This is a genomic window from Actinoplanes sp. CA-015351 (assembly GCF_050955685.1).
In the GTDB taxonomy this organism is placed as follows: Bacteria; Actinomycetota; Actinomycetes; order Mycobacteriales; family Micromonosporaceae; genus Actinoplanes.
Genome location: NZ_CP192102.1, coordinates 6,776,554 through 6,795,072, shown reverse-complemented (window position 1 = coordinate 6,795,072; position 18,519 = coordinate 6,776,554). Strand labels below are relative to the sequence as shown.

General features: G+C 70.1%; 20 protein-coding genes. 12 read left to right on the top strand and 8 right to left on the bottom strand.

The window, feature by feature from the left end:
- Positions 1-6 precede the first annotated feature (6 nt).
- On the top strand, positions 7-894 hold the full coding sequence (locus ACQP2E_RS30885) for a GlxA family transcriptional regulator (RefSeq protein ID WP_433826460.1): 888 nt from the start codon (positions 7-9) through the stop codon (positions 892-894).
- Positions 894-1,571 (top strand): HAD family hydrolase, encoded by a 678-nt coding sequence (locus ACQP2E_RS30880; protein WP_433826459.1) that lies wholly within the window; start codon positions 894-896, stop codon positions 1,569-1,571. Before ACQP2E_RS30885 ends, ACQP2E_RS30880 begins: the two co-directional genes overlap by 1 nt.
- Here ACQP2E_RS30880 and ACQP2E_RS30875 read toward each other — a convergent pair.
- From ACQP2E_RS30875 to ACQP2E_RS30865, 3 genes are all read right to left on the bottom strand, one after another.
- Positions 1,562-2,350, bottom strand: coding sequence for a pectate lyase (locus tag ACQP2E_RS30875; protein ID WP_433826458.1), 789 nt, complete (start codon positions 2,348-2,350; stop codon positions 1,562-1,564). The genes ACQP2E_RS30880 and ACQP2E_RS30875 overlap by 10 nt on opposite strands.
- Positions 2,351-2,386: 36 nt before the next feature.
- Positions 2,387-3,013, bottom strand: coding sequence for a nucleotidyltransferase family protein (locus tag ACQP2E_RS30870; protein WP_433826457.1), 627 nt, complete (start codon positions 3,011-3,013; stop codon positions 2,387-2,389).
- A gap of 214 nt (positions 3,014-3,227) precedes the next feature.
- Complete coding sequence (locus ACQP2E_RS30865; RefSeq protein WP_433826456.1) at positions 3,228-4,718, bottom strand: hypothetical protein; 1,491 nt, start codon at positions 4,716-4,718, stop codon at positions 3,228-3,230.
- Between the two features lie 111 nt (positions 4,719-4,829).
- Between ACQP2E_RS30865 and ACQP2E_RS30860 the strand changes: the two genes are divergently transcribed.
- The 5 genes from ACQP2E_RS30860 to ACQP2E_RS30840 are packed head-to-tail and all read left to right on the top strand — an operon-like array spanning position 4,830 to position 9,596.
- Positions 4,830-5,726 (top strand): hypothetical protein, encoded by an 897-nt coding sequence (locus ACQP2E_RS30860; RefSeq protein WP_433826455.1) that lies wholly within the window; start codon positions 4,830-4,832, stop codon positions 5,724-5,726.
- A 5-nt stretch (positions 5,727-5,731) separates the two neighbouring features.
- Positions 5,732-6,139, top strand: a complete 408-nt coding sequence (locus ACQP2E_RS30855; protein WP_433826454.1) for an ABA4-like family protein — start codon at positions 5,732-5,734, stop codon at positions 6,137-6,139.
- Between the two features lie 10 nt (positions 6,140-6,149).
- On the top strand, positions 6,150-7,286 hold the full coding sequence (locus tag ACQP2E_RS30850) for a sensor histidine kinase (RefSeq protein WP_433826453.1): 1,137 nt from the start codon (positions 6,150-6,152) through the stop codon (positions 7,284-7,286).
- A complete protein-coding gene (locus ACQP2E_RS30845) occupies positions 7,283-7,921 on the top strand; it encodes a response regulator transcription factor (RefSeq protein ID WP_433826452.1) in 639 nt (212 codons plus the stop codon). Before ACQP2E_RS30850 ends, ACQP2E_RS30845 begins: the two co-directional genes overlap by 4 nt.
- Before the next feature lie 40 nt (positions 7,922-7,961).
- The gene (locus ACQP2E_RS30840; RefSeq protein WP_433826451.1) at positions 7,962-9,596 is read left to right on the top strand and encodes a S8 family serine peptidase; all 1,635 of its coding nucleotides are present in this window, start codon (positions 7,962-7,964) and stop codon (positions 9,594-9,596) included.
- A gap of 45 nt (positions 9,597-9,641) precedes the next feature.
- Here the strand turns inward: ACQP2E_RS30840 and ACQP2E_RS30835 are convergent, their stop codons facing one another.
- Positions 9,642-10,124 (bottom strand): NADPH-dependent FMN reductase, encoded by a 483-nt coding sequence (locus tag ACQP2E_RS30835; protein WP_433826450.1) that lies wholly within the window; start codon positions 10,122-10,124, stop codon positions 9,642-9,644.
- A gap of 25 nt (positions 10,125-10,149) precedes the next feature.
- On the bottom strand, positions 10,150-10,662 hold the full coding sequence (locus ACQP2E_RS30830) for a flavin reductase family protein (protein WP_433826449.1): 513 nt from the start codon (positions 10,660-10,662) through the stop codon (positions 10,150-10,152).
- Between the two features lie 179 nt (positions 10,663-10,841).
- On the opposite strand from ACQP2E_RS30830, the gene ACQP2E_RS30825 reads away from it, so the two are divergent.
- Entirely contained in the window at positions 10,842-11,369 is a 528-nt protein-coding gene (locus tag ACQP2E_RS30825) for a winged helix-turn-helix domain-containing protein (protein ID WP_433826448.1), read from the top strand.
- A gap of 275 nt (positions 11,370-11,644) precedes the next feature.
- The gene (locus ACQP2E_RS30820; RefSeq protein ID WP_433826447.1) at positions 11,645-12,694 is read left to right on the top strand and encodes a S1 family peptidase; all 1,050 of its coding nucleotides are present in this window, start codon (positions 11,645-11,647) and stop codon (positions 12,692-12,694) included.
- Positions 12,695-13,150: 456 nt separating this feature from the next.
- Here ACQP2E_RS30820 and ACQP2E_RS30815 read toward each other — a convergent pair whose 3' ends face one another.
- Positions 13,151-14,083, bottom strand: coding sequence for a hypothetical protein (locus ACQP2E_RS30815; RefSeq protein ID WP_433826446.1), 933 nt, complete (start codon positions 14,081-14,083; stop codon positions 13,151-13,153).
- 134 nt (positions 14,084-14,217) lie between these two features.
- Between ACQP2E_RS30815 and ACQP2E_RS30810 the strand changes: the two genes are divergently transcribed.
- Entirely contained in the window at positions 14,218-15,132 is a 915-nt protein-coding gene (locus tag ACQP2E_RS30810; RefSeq protein ID WP_433826445.1) for a serine hydrolase, read from the top strand.
- Here ACQP2E_RS30810 and ACQP2E_RS30805 read toward each other — a convergent pair.
- Positions 15,129-15,722, bottom strand: coding sequence for a DedA family protein (locus tag ACQP2E_RS30805; protein WP_433826444.1), 594 nt, complete (start codon positions 15,720-15,722; stop codon positions 15,129-15,131). The two genes, ACQP2E_RS30810 and ACQP2E_RS30805, sit on opposite strands and share 4 nt — an antisense overlap.
- On the bottom strand, positions 15,719-16,495 hold the full coding sequence (locus ACQP2E_RS30800) for an MBL fold metallo-hydrolase (RefSeq protein ID WP_433826443.1): 777 nt from the start codon (positions 16,493-16,495) through the stop codon (positions 15,719-15,721). Before ACQP2E_RS30800 ends, ACQP2E_RS30805 begins: the two co-directional genes overlap by 4 nt.
- 67 nt (positions 16,496-16,562) lie before the next feature.
- Here ACQP2E_RS30800 and ACQP2E_RS30795 point away from each other — a divergent pair, with 67 nt between their 5' ends.
- Together ACQP2E_RS30795 and ACQP2E_RS30790 are read left to right on the top strand one after the other, a co-directional pair.
- Positions 16,563-17,510: a diacylglycerol/lipid kinase family protein gene (locus ACQP2E_RS30795; RefSeq protein WP_433826442.1), complete on the top strand. Its 948-nt coding sequence runs from the start codon at positions 16,563-16,565 to the stop codon at positions 17,508-17,510.
- Entirely contained in the window at positions 17,507-18,517 is a 1,011-nt protein-coding gene (locus ACQP2E_RS30790; protein ID WP_433826441.1) for a YihY/virulence factor BrkB family protein, read from the top strand. Before ACQP2E_RS30795 ends, ACQP2E_RS30790 begins: the two co-directional genes overlap by 4 nt.
- Positions 18,518-18,519: the final 2 nt, after the last annotated feature.

Here is an 18,519-nt window from a genome sequence, read left to right as displayed (position 1 = left end):
CGGATCGTGAGCAGGGTGCTCTTCGTGCTGACGCCTCAGGTGCACCTGCTCGACCTGGCCGGCCCGGCGCAGGTGTTCGCCACGGCCCCGGGTTACGAGCTGGCGTACACCGCCGAGCAGTCGCCGGTGCCGACGTGGCAGGGCGTCGCGCTGCACGCCGAGCTGACCTGGCCCGAGCTGGACGCGGACGACCTGGTTCTGGTGCCGGGCTGGCGTACCGGATATGGCTTCTTCGCCCCGGAAACGCTGGACCGCATCGCCGCGCATCACGCCGCCGGTGGGACCGTGGCCAGCGTCTGCTCCGGCGCCGACGCCCTCGGCCGGGCCGGGCTGCTCGCCGGACGCCGCTGCACCACCCACCACGACCTGCAGGAACGCCTGGCCCGCAGTCATCCGTCGGCGACCGTGCTGCCGGACGTGCTGTTCGTCTCCGACGATCGGGTGGTCACCTCGGCCGGCATCGCCAGCGGCATCGACCTGGCACTGCACCTGGTCGCGCTCCGGCACGGCCCGGCGGTCGCCGCGCAGGTGGCCCGGGAGATGGTGGTCTACGCCCGGCGCAACGGCGACGAGCAGCAGGAGAGCGCGATGCTGCGGCACCGCTCGCACCTGTCCGACGTGGTTCACCGGGTGCAGGACCGGATCGACGCCGGGTTCGCCGAGCCGCTGCCGCTGGGTGATCTCGCCGCCGAGGCCGGGGTGAGCGAGCGGACGCTGACCCGGCTGTTCAGCACGGCCACCGGGCAGACGCCGCTGCGTTATCAGCAGCAGCTGCGGGTGGAACGCGCCGAATATCTGATCGGCCACGGCTCCACCGTGGAGTCGGCGGCTCGTGCCGTGGGATTCGGTGACGCTCGGATGTTGCGGCGCCTGCGAGCCCGTACCCTGGTTTGATGATCTTGAATGGGGTTCTCTTCGACCTGGACGGCACGCTCGGTGATCATGACGGGTCCGTCGAAGCCGCGCTGGGCGCATGGCTGCCGTCGATCGGTGTGCCGGCCTCGGCGGAGAACAGGGCCCTCTGGGAAGAGATCACCGAGCGGCATCTGGCCGCCTGGCGGCGGCGGGAGATCGGGTACGCCGAGCAGCGCCGGCGACGGCTGCGAGATTTTCTGCCGCTGGTTGGCGTCTCCTACCAAGAACCGACGCTAGATACTATTTTTTCGGGTTATCTCGCGTTTTACGACACCGGTTATCAGGCCTACGACGACGCGGCCGCTGCGGTGGCCGGGGCTGTCGAGGCCGGCCTGGCGGTCGCGGTGCTGACCAATGGCAGCGCGGCTCAGCAGCGCGGCAAGCTGGCTCGGATGGGCCTGAGCTCCATCGCATCGGTGTTCACTCCCGACGATCTCGGGGTCGCCAAACCCGACCCGGACGCGTTCCGGATCGCCTGTTCTCGATGGGGGATCGAGCCCGGGTCGGTGCTCAGCGTGGGCGACAATCACGCCTTCGACGTGCTGGCGGCGCGGACGGCCGGCCTGCGGGCGGTGCACCTCGACCGGACCGGCACCGGGCCGGCTTCCGAGGCGCACCGCATCAGCACGCTGCGTGAACTGGCGACCTACTTGTAGGTGATGTTCGACGTCGTGTACTTGCAGAAGGTGCCGTCCGGGCCACTGCCGGTCTTTGTCGGCTCCGCGCCGGTCTTGTTGCCGGTGAAGCGGTCACAGATCGAGATCTTCTTGCTGCTGTCGCCGGTGATCGTGATGCCGGAGAGCGTGGCGGTGTCGCCGTAGTTGGTGTTGATGCCGACGAGGGTCTTGCCCGGGGCGGCAACGGTCACGTTCTTCACCACGACGGTGCGCTTGTACTGCGTCGAGCAGTTGCCGCAGGAGCGGTACAGCTTGCCGAAGTTGCTCACGTCGAAGCCGCTGATCGTCAGCGTGCCACCACCGTTGTGCTGGAACACCTTGTCGTCGGCCGACTTCGCGCCGCCGCCGGTGACCGTGTACTTCGCGCTGGAGCCACCCTTGAACGTGGCCGCGTCCTCGCCGACGTTCTCCCACCACACGTTCTGGATCGTGCAGGAGCCCTTGCAGTGCACGCCGTCAGCCGCCGGCGAACCGATGATGACGTTCTTCAGCACCGCGCCGTCGGCCAGCACGAACAGCGGGTCCTGGCCCTCGTCCTGCGAGTCGCTGCCGAGCGCGCCGCTGCCGACGTACCGCTTCAGGCCGCCGTCCAGCGTGCCGGAGACCGCCTTGCTCGCGGTGAGCTTGACCGTGCCGGTAGCGCTCGGCCAGGTCGCCGCCGAAGCGCCCTGGGTATAGACCACGGCACCAAGGCCCAGTCCGACCGCGGCGACCGCCACGATCCCGGCACGCCAGCGCTTCCGCAGATTCTTGAACACAGTCAAGCCTTCCCTCGAACTTAGGTGTCGAAAGGCTCAGTGGTCGCTGGTCGCCGAAAGGTTGCCCGGAAAATCAAAGTCTTCGTCATCGGCCACATCACCAACATCGACGATCAAGACCTCTTGGGTACGCAGATAGTCGCGCGCGCCTCGATCCCCGGTGGCTGTGGCGGCCACGCCGGCCCAGTGGTCCCGCCCGAGCAGAACCGGGTGCCCACGCCGACCGTGGTAACCGCCCATGACAAGAGCGCCGGGGCTCGCGTGCACGGCAATCCGGCGAACGGCCTCAGCACCGACCCCGGGCATGTCGACAAGCAGCACGACCACGGCGGTGACCGGTCTGCTGCCCTCCGGGGTGGCGGCCGGCGTTTCGCCCGGGGTGGCGGTGGGTGTCCCGGCCAGCGTGGCCAGGCCGGTGCGCAGCGAGGACGCCATGCCGGTCGCCCAGTCCGGGTTGACGACGGTCTCGGGTAGCCCGGGCGCGGCGGCGCGCACCTCGTCAGCGGCCGCGCCGAGAACGACGAGCACCCGCTCACAGCCGGCCCGGCGAAGGGTGTCGGCGGCCCGCTCGACAAACAGCTGCCCTTCGTGCCGGACGAGAGCCTTAGGCATCCCGTAACGACGACCGGCCCCGGCCGCCAGAACCAGCCCAGCCACACTCATCCGCCGACGATAGCGCCCCCAAAGATCGCCGCCGCCGGATACCCGGCGGGGCGGTTGGCGGGGCTGACAATCGCCAGCCGCACGTCTTCGCGCGCTCCGCTCCCTCACAGATCTTGTGGACTTTCCCGAACCGTTTGCGGGGAACTCCACAAGATCGAAAAACCCCAGCCAGCCACCACCGCCCCGGAACGGCCAGCGTTGGACGGCCGGTGGGCTAAGGGCGGACCAGCCCTCGGACAGCGGCCAGCGGCAGCGCCGTCCGTGGGTGGTAGGCCGAGCGCCACAACCCACCGTGTGCCGCCGCCACCGCTTCGTCCTTCCACGCCGCCGGATCGGCCGGGCGGGGGCGGCGGATCTGATGGACCATCAGGGCCGCCATCAGCCTGCTCGCCGTCGCCGGTTCGAAGATCTCGACATCAAAGAGGTGGGCGCCCGCGTACGCCGCGGCCAGCAGCCGGTTGCTGAGCACCGAGCGGGTACGCGTAGGCGGCGCCACGTTGAAACTGACCACCCCGTCCCGCCGGGCGACAGTGGCCCGCCAGCGGTGGATGCGTTTCGCGAGGGCGTAGTTCGGGCCCTGCTGCGGCACCAGGCTGTCGTTGATTCCCGGCACGGCGTCGTACGGATAGTTCGGGCGCAGCAACCGCCGGCCGGAGAGCAGAGTCCCGGCCCGGGCGCGCTGGGAGCGGGCGGCGAACCGCGCGCGGCTCTGCTCGACCGCGCCGCCCGGTACGGCATAGACGTCGGTAGGCGTGGCGAGGAAGGCGAACGCGGTGTCCGGCCGCTGGTGGCGTACGTGGACGAAGAGGGCGTCGAGGGCCGCGGCGAGCCGGGGGTACGTGCCACCCGGCGCGTAGACGTAGTTGCCGAGGATGAGCCGCTCGTCGAACCCGAGCAGCCACTGCGCCACCGGCGCGAGGTCGCTGAGCAGGTCCGCGCCGGGAACGCCGGCGACCGGCCGGGGGATGGCCGACGGGTCGGCGGCATCCACCGGGTCGTCGACCGGGCCGGTGGTGGCGGTCAGCGGGGCAAGGAGACGGCCGGCTGATTTCGAGGCCAGCGCCGCGGTGCGCTCCCACAACTTCTGGCTGGGCAGGTCGACGGCGAGAACCGTGCCACCCCAGCTCAGCACGGAGGCGAGCGGGCCCATCTCGGAGCCGGCGCCGAACGTCACGAGCCGCTGGTCGCTGAGGTTCAGCCAGTCCGGGTTGGCGGCCACCTCGCGGATGGCCTCGGCGGCCGACTCCTCGATCGCGCCGGTCATCACCCAGAGGTCGAGCCGCCGGGACAGGTCGTCGCCGCGGAGCAGTGCGCCCTGGAACGGCAGGACCAGCTCTTTCTCGGCGGCGCCGCTGCCGGCCACCTCGACCGTCTCCAGGTGCCGCGACGGCGTTGCCATCAGCGCCTGGGCGAGGGTGAACTCGCCGTCGTCGCGGCGGTACCGCATCCGGGCCTGCACCGAGGCCAGTCCGGCCTCGGCGATCTCGTACGCAACGGTCCCGTCCGCTGACAACCCGGTCTCGACGAGGGCCTTGAAATGGCGCAGGTATCCGCGCCTCCAGTCGGTCTCCCGCTCCGCGGCGTCAGCCGCGGCGGGGTCGGCAGCCCGGAGCGCGTCGGCGACGACGGCCTGGCCGAAAGCACTGCTGCTGCGGCGACCGGACTCGTCGGCGGGGAAGTCGGTCAGGGCGGGGGAGTGAGGCACCGCGCCAGTATGGCCGTCCCTGCCAAGCTCCTACCAAGGCTCCTACCAAAGGAGGAGAGGAGCGGCCGCCGGTAGGGCGATTCACCCCTCTTGGGGCGAGAGGCTGCCGTTATGACAACGGTCGATACCCTCGCTCTGCGCAGCCCGGTGCGCTGGAACCGGGCCCTGCTGGCGCTCACCGTGGCGTCGGTGGTCCTGGCGATCGTCGCCGGTATCGGGATCTTCACCGACCCGCGAATCCTGACCGGTGTGCCGATCTGGCTGAAGCCGTTCAAGTTCGCCGTCTCGTTCGTGGTCTACGCCTGGACGCTCGCCTGGATGCTGGCGATCCTGCCGAAGCGCAGCCGTGCCGGCGAGTGGGCCGGCGTCGTGATCGTCGGTGTCGCCGTGATCGAGCTGACGATCATCGTGTTCCAGGTGATCCGGGGCCGGACGAGTCACTACAACGTGGCGACGCCGCTCGACGCGATCCTCTGGTCGGCCATGGGAACATCCATCATGGTCCTGTTCTTCGCGCACGTGGTGATCGCTGTCGCCGCGCTGCGCCAGCGGATCGCGGACCGGCCGGCCGCCTTCGCGATCCGCCTCGGCCTGCTGATCTCGCTGCTCGGCATGGCTCTCGGGTTCCTGATGACCTCGCAGACCGGCGTCGGCGGCGCGATCGGCGCGCACGCGGTCGGTGTGCCGGACGGCGGGCCGAGCATGCCGCTGACCGGGTGGAGCACCACCGGCGGCGACCTGCGAATCGGCCATTTCATCGGGTTGCACGCCCTCCAGGCGCTGCCGATCATCGCCTATCTGCTGGGCCGCTCGCGGCTCGCCGGGAAGGTGAGAGCCCGCCTCGTGCTGATCGCCGGTGGGGCGTACACCGTACTCGTGCTTCTGCTGACCTGGCAGGCGCTGCGAGCGCAACCGCTGCTGGAACCGGATGGGACCACCATGATCGCGTTCGCGGCCCTGGCCGCGGTGACCGCGAGCGCGACATACGCAGCAACCAGAAGGGCATGAGGGACATGACCGGCTTTCTGTTTAGCCTGACGTTCATGCTGGCGGCGCCGTTCTGGGCGCTGATGATCCTGCTGCCGCGGTGGTCGTGGACGAACCGGATCATCTCCAGTCCGCTGATCGTCCTGCCGATAGTGGTGATCTACGCGGTGCTGGTGATCCCGGCGTTCGGCGACGTGCTGCCGGCGGTGACGAACCCGACCCTGGACGGGGTGGCCGAGCTGCTCGGCTCACCGGCCGGCGCGGCGGCGGGATGGGCGCACATGCTCGCGTTCGATCTGTTCGTCGGCCGGTGGGCGTTTCTGGACAGCCGGGAGCGGGAGATCTCGCCGCTGGTGATGGCACCGATCCTGCTGCTCACGATTCTGCTCGGACCGCTGGGACTGGCCGCCTATCTGGCGGTCCGGAAGCTCTAGGCTGACCATCATGGGGCGTCTCTTCGACGTCCGGGAGACGTTCACCCGGATGCTGCTGCTGAACACATCCGGCGTGATCTACCTGTTGCTGGTGCCCCGGCAGACCGGCGTCCCGGTCAGTGGTCCGCAGTGGACGCTCGCGGCCTGCGCGTTCGCGTCGGGCCTGCTGCTGCACCGCCGGCCACCGATCAACATGCTCGCGCAGACAGTGCTCTTCGCGGTGGCGCTGGCGACGCTTGACGACACCACGATCAACCAGGTCGGCACGGCATGGGCGCTCGGTGAGATGGCGCTCTGGGCGCCGCGCGGCCGCTATCTGTGGGGCACCGTCGGCGGGGTCTCGATCGTCTATCTGGTCTTCAACCGGCAGACCGACGGGCTCACCGAGTCGCTTGTCGGCCTCTGCATCAACCTCGGCCTGCCGGTGCTGATCGGCACTGTCGTCCGGACCACCCGGGAGCTGGGCGTTCAGGCCGAACGCCGGATGATCTCCGAGCAGCGCGCGGCCCGTGCCGACGAACGCAGCGCCATCGCGCGCGAGCTGCACGACGTCGTGGCGCACCACGTCGCGTCGATGGTGCTGCGTGTGGGCGTGGCTCAGCATGTGCTTCCGAAGGTCGACCCCGCGGTGGACGCCGTCTTCGACGACGTCCACCGGACGGGGACCGCGGCCTTGGCGGACCTGCGCCGGCTGGTTGCCGTGTTGCGAGACCCCGATGGGGTACGCGGAGACGCCGCACTCACCGCGATCGACCCCTCTGCTCTTCCGGCGGCACTCGACGGGGCAGTGGAGACGGCCCGGCTGGCCGGCGTGATCGTGGAGGCGGAGATCGACCCGGCGGTGGGTTCGCTGGACGCGGTGCGAGGGCTGGCAGTGCTGCGGCTGACCCAGGAGGCGCTGACGAACGTGGCAAAACATGCGGGTCCTGGCTCGGTGGCGCGCTTTTCGGTGGTTTTACGTGGGTCTGATCTGGAGTGGGAAGTCGTTGATGATGGAGGCTCTTCCGTGGCCGGCGCTCCTCTGAGCGGTGGGCACGGCCTCATCGGGATGCGTGAGAGGGTCGAGGTGCTCGGCGGGACACTGACCGCCGGACCTTCCGGCAAGGGCTGGCGGGTCGCCACGGTCCTGCCAGGGGAGATTTCGTGATCAGGGTCCTGCTCGTGGACGATCAACAGCTGGTCCGGGCCGGCCTGCGGATGCTCTGCGACGCCGAGACCGGCATCGAGGTGGTCGGTGAGGCCGGCGACGGCCGGGCCGCCGTCGAGCTGGCCGCCCGGCTCACCCCCGACGTGATCGTGATGGACCTGCGGATGCCCGGCGTCGACGGGATCACCGCGACCAGCCGGATCATCGGCGAGCGGCCGTCGTCACGGGTGCTGGTGCTTACCACGTTCGGTGACGACGACCATCTGTACCCGGCATTGCAGGCGGGTGCGTGCGGGTTCCTGCTCAAGGACGCCCCGCCGGCCGAGCTGCTGAACGGGATCCGGCTGGCCGCGGCGGGGGAGAGCCCGTACAGCCAGGACGTGCTGCGCCGGCTCGTGCGGCGCGCTGTCGACGCCCGTCCCGAGCCGCCGCGCCGGCCGGCCGGGCTGACCGCCCGCGAGCAGGAAGTGCTCGACCTGGTCGGTGAGGGCCTGAGCAACGCGGAGATCGGCGAGCGGATGCACATCGGCGTGACCACGGTGAAGACGCACATCACCGCGCTGATGAGCAAGACCAGCAGCCCGAACCGGGTGCGGCTCGCCCTGCTAGCCGTTCGCAACCAGGCTGCCTCGTAACCGCTCTTAGTGGCGATCCGAAACGTCCGATCTCCGGGGCATGCGTAAGTGGACCCTGGCTTCGGCCCTCACCGCGGCGGTCGCCGCCGCCTTCGTCGTTGCTCCGATGCCGGCCCAGGCCGCGTCCACCGACCGTTACCTCGTCACGCTTCGCGAACGTTCCGAGATCTCCACGTTGAGCGCCGGTGCGGGACGGGTGCTGCACCGGTTCAGCCGGTACCCCGGCTTCACCGCCTCGATGACGGCTGCCCAGGCGCGGCTGCTCACCGCCGACCCGGCGGTCCGTTTCGTCGAGAAGGACCGCGTGGTACGCCTCACCGGCACCCAGAAGAACCCGACCTGGGGTCTGGACCGCGTCGACCAGCGCAGCCGTTCGCTGTCGAAGTCGTACCGGCCGTCGGCGGACGGGGACTCGGTGCACGCGTACGTGATCGACACCGGGATCCGGACCACGCACCGGGAGTTCGGTGGGCGGGCCGTCTCCGGCAAGGACTTCGTCGACCGGGGCACCTCGGCCGACGACTGCAACGGGCACGGCACCCACGTGGCCGGCACGATCGGCGGCAGCACGTACGGGGTCGCGAAGAAGGTCAAGCTGGTAGCCGTACGGGTGCTGGACTGCGACGGCGCGGGCTCGCTCGCCGACGTGATCGACGGCATCGACTGGGTCACCGAGAACGCCGTGCACCCGGCGGTGGCGAACATGAGCCTCGGCGGCGACAGCAGCGCCGCTCTGGACTGGGCGGTTCGAGACGCGATCGCGTCGGGCGTGACGTTCGTGGCGGCGGCCGGCAACGAGAACACCGACGCCATGCTGAGCAGCCCGGCCGATGTGCCCGAGGCGATCACGGTGGCGGCGACCGACAAGCGGGACAAGCGGGCGTCGTTCTCCAACTACGGCAGCATGGTCGACATCTTCGCCCCGGGCGTCGACATCACCTCGGCGCTCTCGACGAGCAACACCGCGAAGGCGACCTGGAGCGGCACGTCGATGGCCGCACCGCACGTGGCCGGCGCCGCCGCGCTGCTGCTCGACGCCAACCCGGCGCTGACCCCGGCCCAGGTACGCAACAAGCTGGTCGCCGACTCCACGAAAGGCAAGGTCACGTCCCGGGCCGGTGCGCCCGACCGGTTGCTCTTCGTGCCGGCCCCTCCGAAGGCACCGGTGATCGCGACGACACGGACGTCGACGGCGACGGTCGGTCACGCGTACACGATGAAGCTGGCGCTCGGCGCAAGCCGGCGCGGCAGCTGGCAGCTTGCGGCAGGGACGTTGCCGGCGGGTTTGAAGCTTTCCTCGGCGGGTGTGCTGTCCGGCACGCCGACCGCGCCGGGCACCAGCACGGTGACCGTTCGCTTCACCGATTACGTGCCGCAGGCGGTGACCCGCAAGGTGGTGATCCCGGTGGTTGCTTCGGTGCCGTCGATCGTGGAGACGGTTCTGCCGGACGCCGTCAGCGGTGATTCTTTCGAAGGGCAGCTCACCGTCGCGGACGGGCGCTCGGGTTCCTGGACGCTGGAGTCGGGCGCGCTGCCGGCCGGGCTCACGCTGGATTCGACCGGGCTGATCAGCGGCGTGGTCAGCGACTCCGCGGGGGCGTTCGTCTTCACCGTGCGCTTCACCGATTCCTTCAACGGCGCGGCGACGCGGTCGTTCACGATGCTCATCGTGTGAATCCCGGTGAAGGGGGCAGGCCTCAGGCCTGCCCCCTTTCGAGTTTCACCAGTCCAGCGCTGCCGCGTACTTCTGCGAGATCGCCACCGACTCGGCGAGATCCGCCTCGATCACCGGCAGCCCTGGCCGGACCGCGATGGCACCGAGTTCCACGAGCAGTTGCCGTAGCAGCGCTTCCGCGGCGGTCGCCTGCGGCGCCACGCCGGCGGTCACCACCGGCACCGCGAGCTTTCCGGCGAGGGCTTGCGCCGGGAGATTGTCCAGCAACACCTTGAGTACGCCGGTGTAGCTGCCCTTGTACGTCGGAGTGGCCACCACCAGCAGGCTGGCGTCGCTGATCGCCGCGAGGGCGGCCTTCGTCGCCTCGTCGCCGGGGGTGAGCAGCCCGGCGCCGAGCGCGCCGACCTCGATCAGGTGCGGCTCCGGCGATCCGATCTGCTCGGCGATGGCCGCGCCGACGGCCGAGGCCAGGGTGGAGGTCCGTGAACCGGCGCGGGGGTTGCCGGAGATCACCACGATTCCCGTCACGATATGTCCTTTCAGGCTGCTCTGCTCAGGCTGCTCTGCGCAGGTTGTGGTAGGTGCCGTCGTGGTACATCAGCGGCGTCGCCGCGAGGTCGTCGTGCACAGCGCCGGCCACCGGGGAGGCCAGCACGATCGTGTGGTCACCGGCCTCGACCCGCCGGACCACCCGGCAGACGAGGCGCGCGAGGACACCACCGAGCAGCGGTACGCCGCCGGGGCCGGGCTCCCAGTCACCGTGCGCGGCGAACCTGTCGATGCCGCGCTTCGAGAACGTCCGCGCCACGTGCTCCTGCTCCTCGGTGAGCACGTGCACGGCGACGACGTCGGCGTTCGAGACCGCGGGCCAGGCCGACGCGGTGTGCGCCAGGCAGAAGGAGACCAGCGGCGGGTCGAGCGAGACCGACGTGAACGAGGTCGCGGTGAAACCGGCCGGCTGCGCGCCGGGCTGCGGCTCCGGGGCGGTGATGACGACCACCGCCGCGGCGTGCCGGCGGAGCAGGTTGCGGAAGAGGTCGGCGTCCACGAGTGAGCTGACGGTCATGGGGGTCCCCCTCGGGGTGCTGGGCTGTGCCTGCCATATATCCTAGTAAACCTATGGGGAATTAGCACCATGCTGGATGAGACGCCCGCCACTGGGTGGCATCTTGCCTATCTAACAGATAGGAAATGTATTGTTGCTCTACGCCTCGTGCCTGTTCGATATCCGTCGAAGGAGTTGAGATGTCCGCTCTCGCCATCGCTCATCCACATGCCACGTACCCGCGGCCGGTCCGGCTACGGCCGGTCCCCTCCATCAGGGAGGAGGAGCCGCCGGTCACCGTGACGATCAGCATCAGTGGTGGCGCCAGCGGTCGCGAGCGGGTGCTCGCCGCGCTGCGCGAGCTGGTCGACGCGGCCGGCCCCTCGGCCGCCGTCGAACTGGACCCGGCCGTGGCGGAGCCGCGTGCCGACGGGGAGATCCAGCTCGACCCGCGCGCCCGCACCGCGTTCCGGGACGGCCGGCTGCTCGAGCTCAGCCGCCTGGAGTACGACCTGCTGCTCTTCCTGGCCCGCCACCCGCGCCAGGTTTTCAGCCGGGCGCAGCTGCTCACCCATGTGTGGGGCCACCGGCACACCACCAACCGCACGGTTGACGTCCACGTGAGCCGGCTGCGTACCAAGCTGGACGACCCGGAGCTGATCACGACGGTGTACGGGCTGGGTTACCGGCTCGCCGACGAAGCCCCGATCTCCGTCGTGGACCGGTAACAGGAGACGCCGTGTGTCGATGTAGCAACCGGAAAAAATCGGTCGGTGGCCCTCGGTGCCACCGGCCGATTTTGTTTTCGGCTGTTCATTACTGATTCATCCCGAAAGGGTCATAGGCTCACGGTATGGGGCAGTTGTTTCACCTGCTCACGACCGTGTTGATCGCCTTTTCGTGATCCACTCCGACCCTTGCCACAAGATAGATCGATTTAAATACTTGCGAGCACGGGTACGCCTGACCGGCGTGCCAACCACCCGTCCCCCTGGGAGGAACCGTGCTCAACCCGAAGCTGCGCCGGCCGATCGTCGGCCTGGCCGTGGGCGTGCTCGTCGGCAGCGGACTGGCCGCCATGCCCGGCCTCGCCTCTGCCGCCCCGGTCGCCGCCGACGGGCTGTATGCCACGTCGACCCTGGCCACCAACCTCGACACCAAGCTGGGTACGCGTGACGCCGGCTCGTACGTGGACTCCTCCGGCAAGCTCGTGGTCAACGTGACCGACGCCGCGACCGCCGCCGAAGTGACAGCGGCCGGTGCGACCCCTCGTTACGTGACCCGCAGCGGCGCCACCCTGACCGCCGCCGATAACTCCCTGAAGTCCAGCCTGAAGACGCCCGGAACGGCGTTCGCTGTCGACCCGGTCAGCAACCAGGTCGTCGTCAGCGTCGACGAGAGCGTCACCGGCGCGAAGCTCGCCGCGGTCAAGGCCACCGTCGCGAAGCTCGGCTCCGCGGCGCGCATCGAGACCGTCGCCGGCAAGATGACCGTCAAGATCTCCGGTGGTGACGCGATCTACGCGCCCAGCGGCGGTCGTTGCTCGCTCGGCTTCAACGTGCGCAACAGCGCCGGCACCACGTACTTCCTGACCGCCGGCCACTGCACCAACATCTCGTCGACCTGGACCAACGGTTCGGCGACGCTCGGCACCCGGTCCGGCACCAGCTTCCCGGGCAACGACTACGGCATCGTCCGCTACACGAACACGACCATCACCAAGACAGGTGGCGTGGGCACCTCGATCGACATCACCTCGGCGGCCACCCCGGCCGTCGGCGCCACGGTCTCCCGCCGCGGCTCCACCACCGGCACCCGCTCCGGCCGGGTCACCGCGCTGAACAGCACGGTGAACTACGCCGAGGGCTCGGTCTCCGGCCTGATCCGCACCACCGTCTGCGCCGAGCCGGGCGACAGCGGCGGCTCGCTGTACTCGGGCAGCACCGCACTCGGCCTGACCTCGGGCGGAAGCGGCAACTGCTCCTCCGGCGGCGTCACGTACTTCCAGCCGGTCGTGGAGGCCCTGAACGCGTACGGCGTCTCGGTTTACTGAGTTTCTCGGCGGCTCTATAAACGATAAGTCGCATAAATCCGGCGTCCTCGGGGCGCCGGATTCATGCGTGCCCACCCCACAAGTTCCACCGCCGCACCCACCACCCAGCACCGTTTCGCCCGGCGCCGGAGCGACCGCACGACCGCACGACCGCACGACCGCACGACCGCACGACCGCACGACCGGGGCTCAGCGTGTCGGCTTACGGCCCAGCATGTCGGCTTGCGGTCCAGTGGGTCGGGCTTACAGCCCCGTGTGTTGATTTAGGGTTCGATCCGCACCCCATGTCCACACGCACGCCGCGGAACGGCTGTTGCGTGTGGACTTCAGGTTTGAATCGCACCCTAAATCAACACGCGTCGGGGGTGGGGCGGGGAGCGGCGGTACGCGAGAGCGGGCTGGGCCGGAACTTGGGGTTTCGGGCTGCTGCAGGGCGGCCGGGGATGCGCGGGCGGGTCAGGACTCGTGGGCTCGTTCTTCGCCGCGGCGGCGGAGCATTTTCAGGCCGGGGAGGCCGGCGATCGCCAGGTGCAGGTCTTCGGTGACCTCCAGCAGCTTGTGCAGGTCCGGTCCAACCTGGTCGAGCTTGCCGAGCAGCGGCATCACGTCGTTGATCAGGTGCTCCTGGAGCTGGGGGAGCTGGTCGACCATCCGGATCGCGGCGGTCACCTCGTCCGGCGTCAGCTCGGTGACGAAGCGGGACGCGAGTGGGGCGGCGTCGCGCAGCGTCTGCGAATAGCCGCCGAGCAGCTCGTCCACCTCGCCTGAGATCGCGCCGGCCCGGGTGACCACGCCCTGGGCCTGGTCCGCGACCCCGGACGCGGTCGTGATGATCTCCCGCGCCGAGCCGGTGATACCGGAGATCTCGGACACGGCTCCGGACGCGGCAGCCGTGATCCCGGAGATCTCGCCGACGGCTGACGAAGCGGCAGCCGTGATCCCGGAGACCTCGCTGATCGCGCCGGAGGCGGCTGTGGTGATGGCTGTCACCTCGCCCAGGGCTGACGCGGCGTCGCCGATGACCATGCTGGCGGCCTCGGCGGTGGTCGAGGCTCGGCGTACCAAAGAGCCCGCTGCCGCGGAGATGGTGGCCGCCTCCTCGACGGTCAGGGCGGCCGCTGTCGCGATGGCGCGGGCCTCGGAGACCGTCGACTCGGCGGCGGCGGCCACCGTGCCGACCCGGGCGATCAGGTCCTCGGCCTGCGCGACCGCCAGGTTGACCCGGTTGATCAGGAGCTCGGCCTGGCCGATCAGACCGACCGCGCGTACCGGGATGGTCGCTGCGGTCGCGGCCGTCTCGATGACCTGGCCGATCGCGGACCGGGTGAGGTCGGCGGCCACCGCAGGGGCCGCCAGGGCGGCTCGGGTGAGGGATACGAGAAAGGCCATACCTCCCATCATGCGTCAGGGACGCACCTGAGATCGGTGACGCACGGTACGGAGGCCCTGGCGTACGGTCGAATTTATCTTTTCCACAGGGTTCTGGGCCGCATCGGAGGCGGGGGACACGGCACTATGCATGGGTGCGACGTACCCGGAATCTCATCATGGTGGTGGCCGCTGTCGGCATTCTGGGCGGCGGCGTCCTGGTGGCGCGCGGCATGACCGGTGGCGAGCAGGGCACGAGCAGCGCGCTGCCCCTGGCCGGGGTGTTCCAGGAGGCGTCCGCGTCGCCGTCACCGACCGGCCCGACCCCCGAGGAGCTGGCCGCTCAGGCGCGCGCCAAGCGGGTCAAGGCGCTCGACGCGGCGCTGAAGAAGTACGCGAAAACCGTCCCCGAGTTCTCCGTGGCGGTGCTCGACCGGGAGACCGGCGAGACGTACGCGTTCCGTGGCGACGAGAAGTACGAAACGGCCAGCGTGGTGAAAGTGCAGGTCCTCGCCTGTCTGCTGCTGACCGCGCAGGACAACGACCGCAAGGTCACCTCCAGCGAGGACGCGCTCGCCAAGAAGATGATCCGGTACAGCGACAACGCCGCCACCACGTCGCTGTTCAGCAGGCTCGGCCGGGCCAGTGCCATCAGCGCCTGCAACAAGCGGCTCGGCCTCACCCAGACCAAGGTCAGCAGCTCCTGGGGCCTGACCCGGACCACGGTGAAGGACCAGGTGAAACTGCTCGACGCCCTGGTCGACGACGACGGCGAGCTGAACGCCAGCTCCCGCAAGTACGCGGACACCCTGATGAGCACGGTCTCCGCCGATCAGGACTGGGGCATCCCGGCGATCGCGGCCACGGGCGAGGAGGCGACAGTGAAGAACGGCTGGCTGTCCCGCTCCACCGAGGGCGGCCTCTGGATCATCAACACGGTCGGCCGGGTCACCGGAGACGACGTGAACGTCTCGGTCGCGGTGCTGTCGCACGCCAACAAGACGATGTCCGGCGGGATCACGGTCGTGGAGAAAGCGGCCAAGCTGACCAGGACAAACCTGAAGTACTAAGCCTCTGAGGTGCTGGCGCGGGCATCGCGCCACCTGCTGATCCAGGTCATCGACTGGTTGACGATCAGGATCAGCACCACGGCGGCCACCACGCCCTGCCACGGCTCCGGGAAGATCGAGCCGCCGGCCAGGCCGATGGCGGCGTACACGACCGACCAGAGGGCGCAGGCCGGCGCGTTGGCGACCACGAAGGTCCGCCACGGCAGGCCGACGAACGCGGCGGCGAGCAGCACCGGCACCCGGCCGCCCGGGATCAGCCGGGACACCAGCAGCACCGGCACCTGCTTCTCCTCCAGGCGGTGTTTCACCGAGGCGAGCCGGTCCTCGTCACGCAGCCAGCGCAGCCGCCGGGCCAGGGACTCCCCGCCCTGCCGGCACATGGCGTACACCACCAGGTCACCGAGGTACGCCCCGGCCGCGCCGGCGGCCACGACCAGGACCACGGTCAGCGGCTGGTTGTGGAAGGCGAGCGCGGCCGCGCCGCTGACCGCGGCGCCGGTCGGAACGATGGGCACGATCGCGCCGAACAGCACGACAAGCAGCAGCCAGCCCATGGTGCCGAGTTCCGCGAGCAGAACCGAGGTGGTCACGAGGCGGGTTCCACCGTCAGCGTCTCGCCGTGGGTCAGCACCCGCACCCGGGTCTCCGGCGACGTACGCCCAGCGTGCTCAGCGAACCGCGCACCCGGCTCGTCGAACATGTGCCGCCGGATCCGGCCGATCCCGGCCGGCCAGAACGTGCCGTAGTGCACCGGCACCGCCCAGGACGCCTTGACCCGGCGCAGCGCCTCGGCCGCGTCCACCGGGTCGAGATGACCGTGCGCGCCGAGCGTCGGGCCCCAGCCGCCGACCGGTATCAGGGCGAGGTCGAGCGGTCCGATCCCGGTCATCTCCTCGAAGAGCCCGGTGTCGCCGGCGAACCACGTGCGGGCGGCGCCCTCGACGACGAAACCGATGGCGACCGCTTTCTCCCGGGACCACGGGCCACGGCCACCGTCGTGGCGGGCGGGCACCGCGCGTACGCGTACCCCGGAAATGGCTGTCTCGTCGCCTGGGGCGAGCTCGATGATTCGCTGGGCCGCATCGCGGCCGAGGGCTTTCGCGGCGAATGAGCCGGCGCCGCGCGGAACGATCAGCAGCGGCTCGCCCGGCAGCGACTTGAGCGAGGCGACGTGGAAGTGGTCGGCGTGCAGGTGGGAGAGGAGCACGGCGTCGGGCGTGCCGGGCAGGACCGGCGAGGGACCGGCCATCCGGCGCAGGTGCACCAGCCGGTCGGTGAGCACCGGATCGGTGAGCAGCGTGACGCCGGAGTCGGCGAGCCAGACGGTGCTGTGTCCCCACCAGGTGACAGATGTCGCGCTCACGAGGTAACGGTACCCAGGCCGGGCTGGCCGGGTCGCCGGGGTGCTCGGTGTCCGGCAGACTGACCAGGTGACTGGACCCCGTTCCGCCGTCGTGTTCAACCCCGTCAAGGTGGCTGATCTCGATCAGTTGAAACGCGTCGTCGGCGGCAGCCTGGCGAAAGCCGGCTGGCCCGTGCCGACGTGGTACGAGACCACAGCCGAGGACCCGGGCCGGGGTCAGGCCAAGCAGGCAATGGCGGACGGCGCGGAGCTGGTCTTCGCGTGCGGCGGCGACGGCACGGTGACCGCGGTCGCCACGGCCCTGGCCGGCACCAAAGTGGCCCTCGCCGTGCTCCCGGCCGGCACCGGCAACCTGCTCGCCGCCAACCTGGGACTCGGCAGCGACCCGGCCACCGGCCTCCAGGTGGTTCTCGAGGGTGGCCGCCGCCGGATCGACGTCGGCATGCTCGACGACAGGTGCTTCGTGGTGATGGCCGGGATGGGGTTCGACGCGCAGATGCTGGAGGGCACGTCGGAGACGGCGAAGAAGCACATCGGCTGGCTCGCGTACATCGGCGGCGGCGCGAAACACCTGCTGGACCGCCCGATGCGCGCCCGGATCCGGCTGGACGGCGGCGCGCCGATGCCGCGACGGCCGCGTGCCGTGATCGTCGGCAACGTGGGCCGACTCCAGGGCGGTGTCCGGCTGCTCAGCAAGGCCGAGCCCGACGACGGCAAGCTGAACGTGGCGATCCTGACTCCGGCTAACCTGGCGCACTGGGCCGCCCTGGCCTGGGCCGTGCTGCGCAGGCAGGACCGTGTGCCGCTGATGGAGACATACACCGCAACGCGTGTTGAGATCTACAGCAACCGGGCACAGGCACGCCAGCTCGACGGAGACCTGATCGCACCGGGGAAGGCCATGAAGATTCACGTACGCCCGAAAGCGCTGCTGCTCTGTGTGCCGCAGCCCGACGCGGACCCTGACCTGGCCTACGACGCGGACGCCGTCGCCGACCGAGCGGAAAATCTGTGAGCAGTACCGAACCCGTACCCGAGACGCGCTCGATGTCCGGGGACGAGCTCTCCGCCGACGACGCGTTCCTGGCGTTACGCCACTACGGCCGCTGGCCGTTGCTGCGCGACGCGTTCATCCGCTTCCGGTACGGCGACGGCTTCAGCCACTCCCGGGCGTTCGCGCTGCAGCTCTGCCTCGCGACCGTGCCGTTCCTCATCGCGCTCTCCGGCCTCGCCACCGACCTGGGTGTCGAGTCCGGCGGGCAGGTGGTGGCGGACACCGTCATCGCGCTCACCCCGGGCGCGAGTCAGGAGGTGGTCCGCGAGCTGCTGGACGGCGGCGAGCGTACCGAGGACGCCGGTGAGCTGGCGCTTTCCCTCGGTATGATCACCGGCCTGGTCGCGCTCACCACGGCGATGGCGCAGGTGGAGCGGGGCGCGAACCGGATCTACGGCGTGGAGCGGGACCGCCCGGCCGTGCAGAAGTACGCCCGGGCCGCGGTCCTCGCGGTCACCGCCGGCCTGCCCGCACTCTTCGGATTCCTGTTGCTGGTCGCGGGCCGGGAAGCCGGCAACTCGGCGCAACGGGAGTTCCATCTGGCCCACGGGATCCGGCTGGCGTGGGACTTCGTGCGCTGGCCGGTCAGCCTGGTCCTGATCGTCTTCGCGGTTGGGGCGCTGTTCCGATATTCACCACGCCGCAAGCAGCCGGCGCTCTCCTGGCTGCTCTTCGGCGCCGTGGTGGCGACCGTGCTGTGGTGGGTCGCCAGCTCGCTGCTTGCCGGTTACGTGCGGATCAGCGACAGCTTCGGCGCCACCTACGGCCCGCTCACCGCGATCATGGCGTTGCTGCTCTGGGCGAACCTGACCGGCATCGCGTTCTTCCTCGGACTGGCGTTCGCGGCCCAGCTGGAGGCGAGCCGGGTGGGCGCCCGCCCCGCGCAAGAAGATCAATGGGAGCCGTCGGCGACGGGCGAGATACCCGTTCAGCGACTACCCGGTGTGCCCGCCGAACCGCCGGGGTAAGA

Bases quoted from the DNA above. Each gene is read 5' to 3' on its own strand.
- ACQP2E_RS30880 (WP_433826459.1), top strand. From the start codon at position 894: ATGATCTTGAATGGGGTTCTCTTCGACCTGGACGGCACGCTCGGTGAT.
- ACQP2E_RS30830 (WP_433826449.1), bottom strand. From the start codon at position 10,662: ATGACCGTCAGCTCACTCGTGGACGCCGACCTCTTCCGCAACCTGCTC.
- ACQP2E_RS30855 (WP_433826454.1), top strand. From the start codon at position 5,732: ATGACCGGCTTTCTGTTTAGCCTGACGTTCATGCTGGCGGCGCCGTTC.
- ACQP2E_RS30870 (WP_433826457.1), bottom strand. From the start codon at position 3,013: ATGAGTGTGGCTGGGCTGGTTCTGGCGGCCGGGGCCGGTCGTCGTTAC.
- ACQP2E_RS30840 (WP_433826451.1), top strand. From the start codon at position 7,962: ATGCGTAAGTGGACCCTGGCTTCGGCCCTCACCGCGGCGGTCGCCGCC.
- ACQP2E_RS30815 (WP_433826446.1), bottom strand. From the start codon at position 14,083: ATGGCCTTTCTCGTATCCCTCACCCGAGCCGCCCTGGCGGCCCCTGCG.
- ACQP2E_RS30850 (WP_433826453.1), top strand. From the start codon at position 6,150: ATGGGGCGTCTCTTCGACGTCCGGGAGACGTTCACCCGGATGCTGCTG.
- ACQP2E_RS30860 (WP_433826455.1), top strand. From the start codon at position 4,830: ATGACAACGGTCGATACCCTCGCTCTGCGCAGCCCGGTGCGCTGGAAC.
- ACQP2E_RS30825 (WP_433826448.1), top strand. From the start codon at position 10,842: ATGTCCGCTCTCGCCATCGCTCATCCACATGCCACGTACCCGCGGCCG.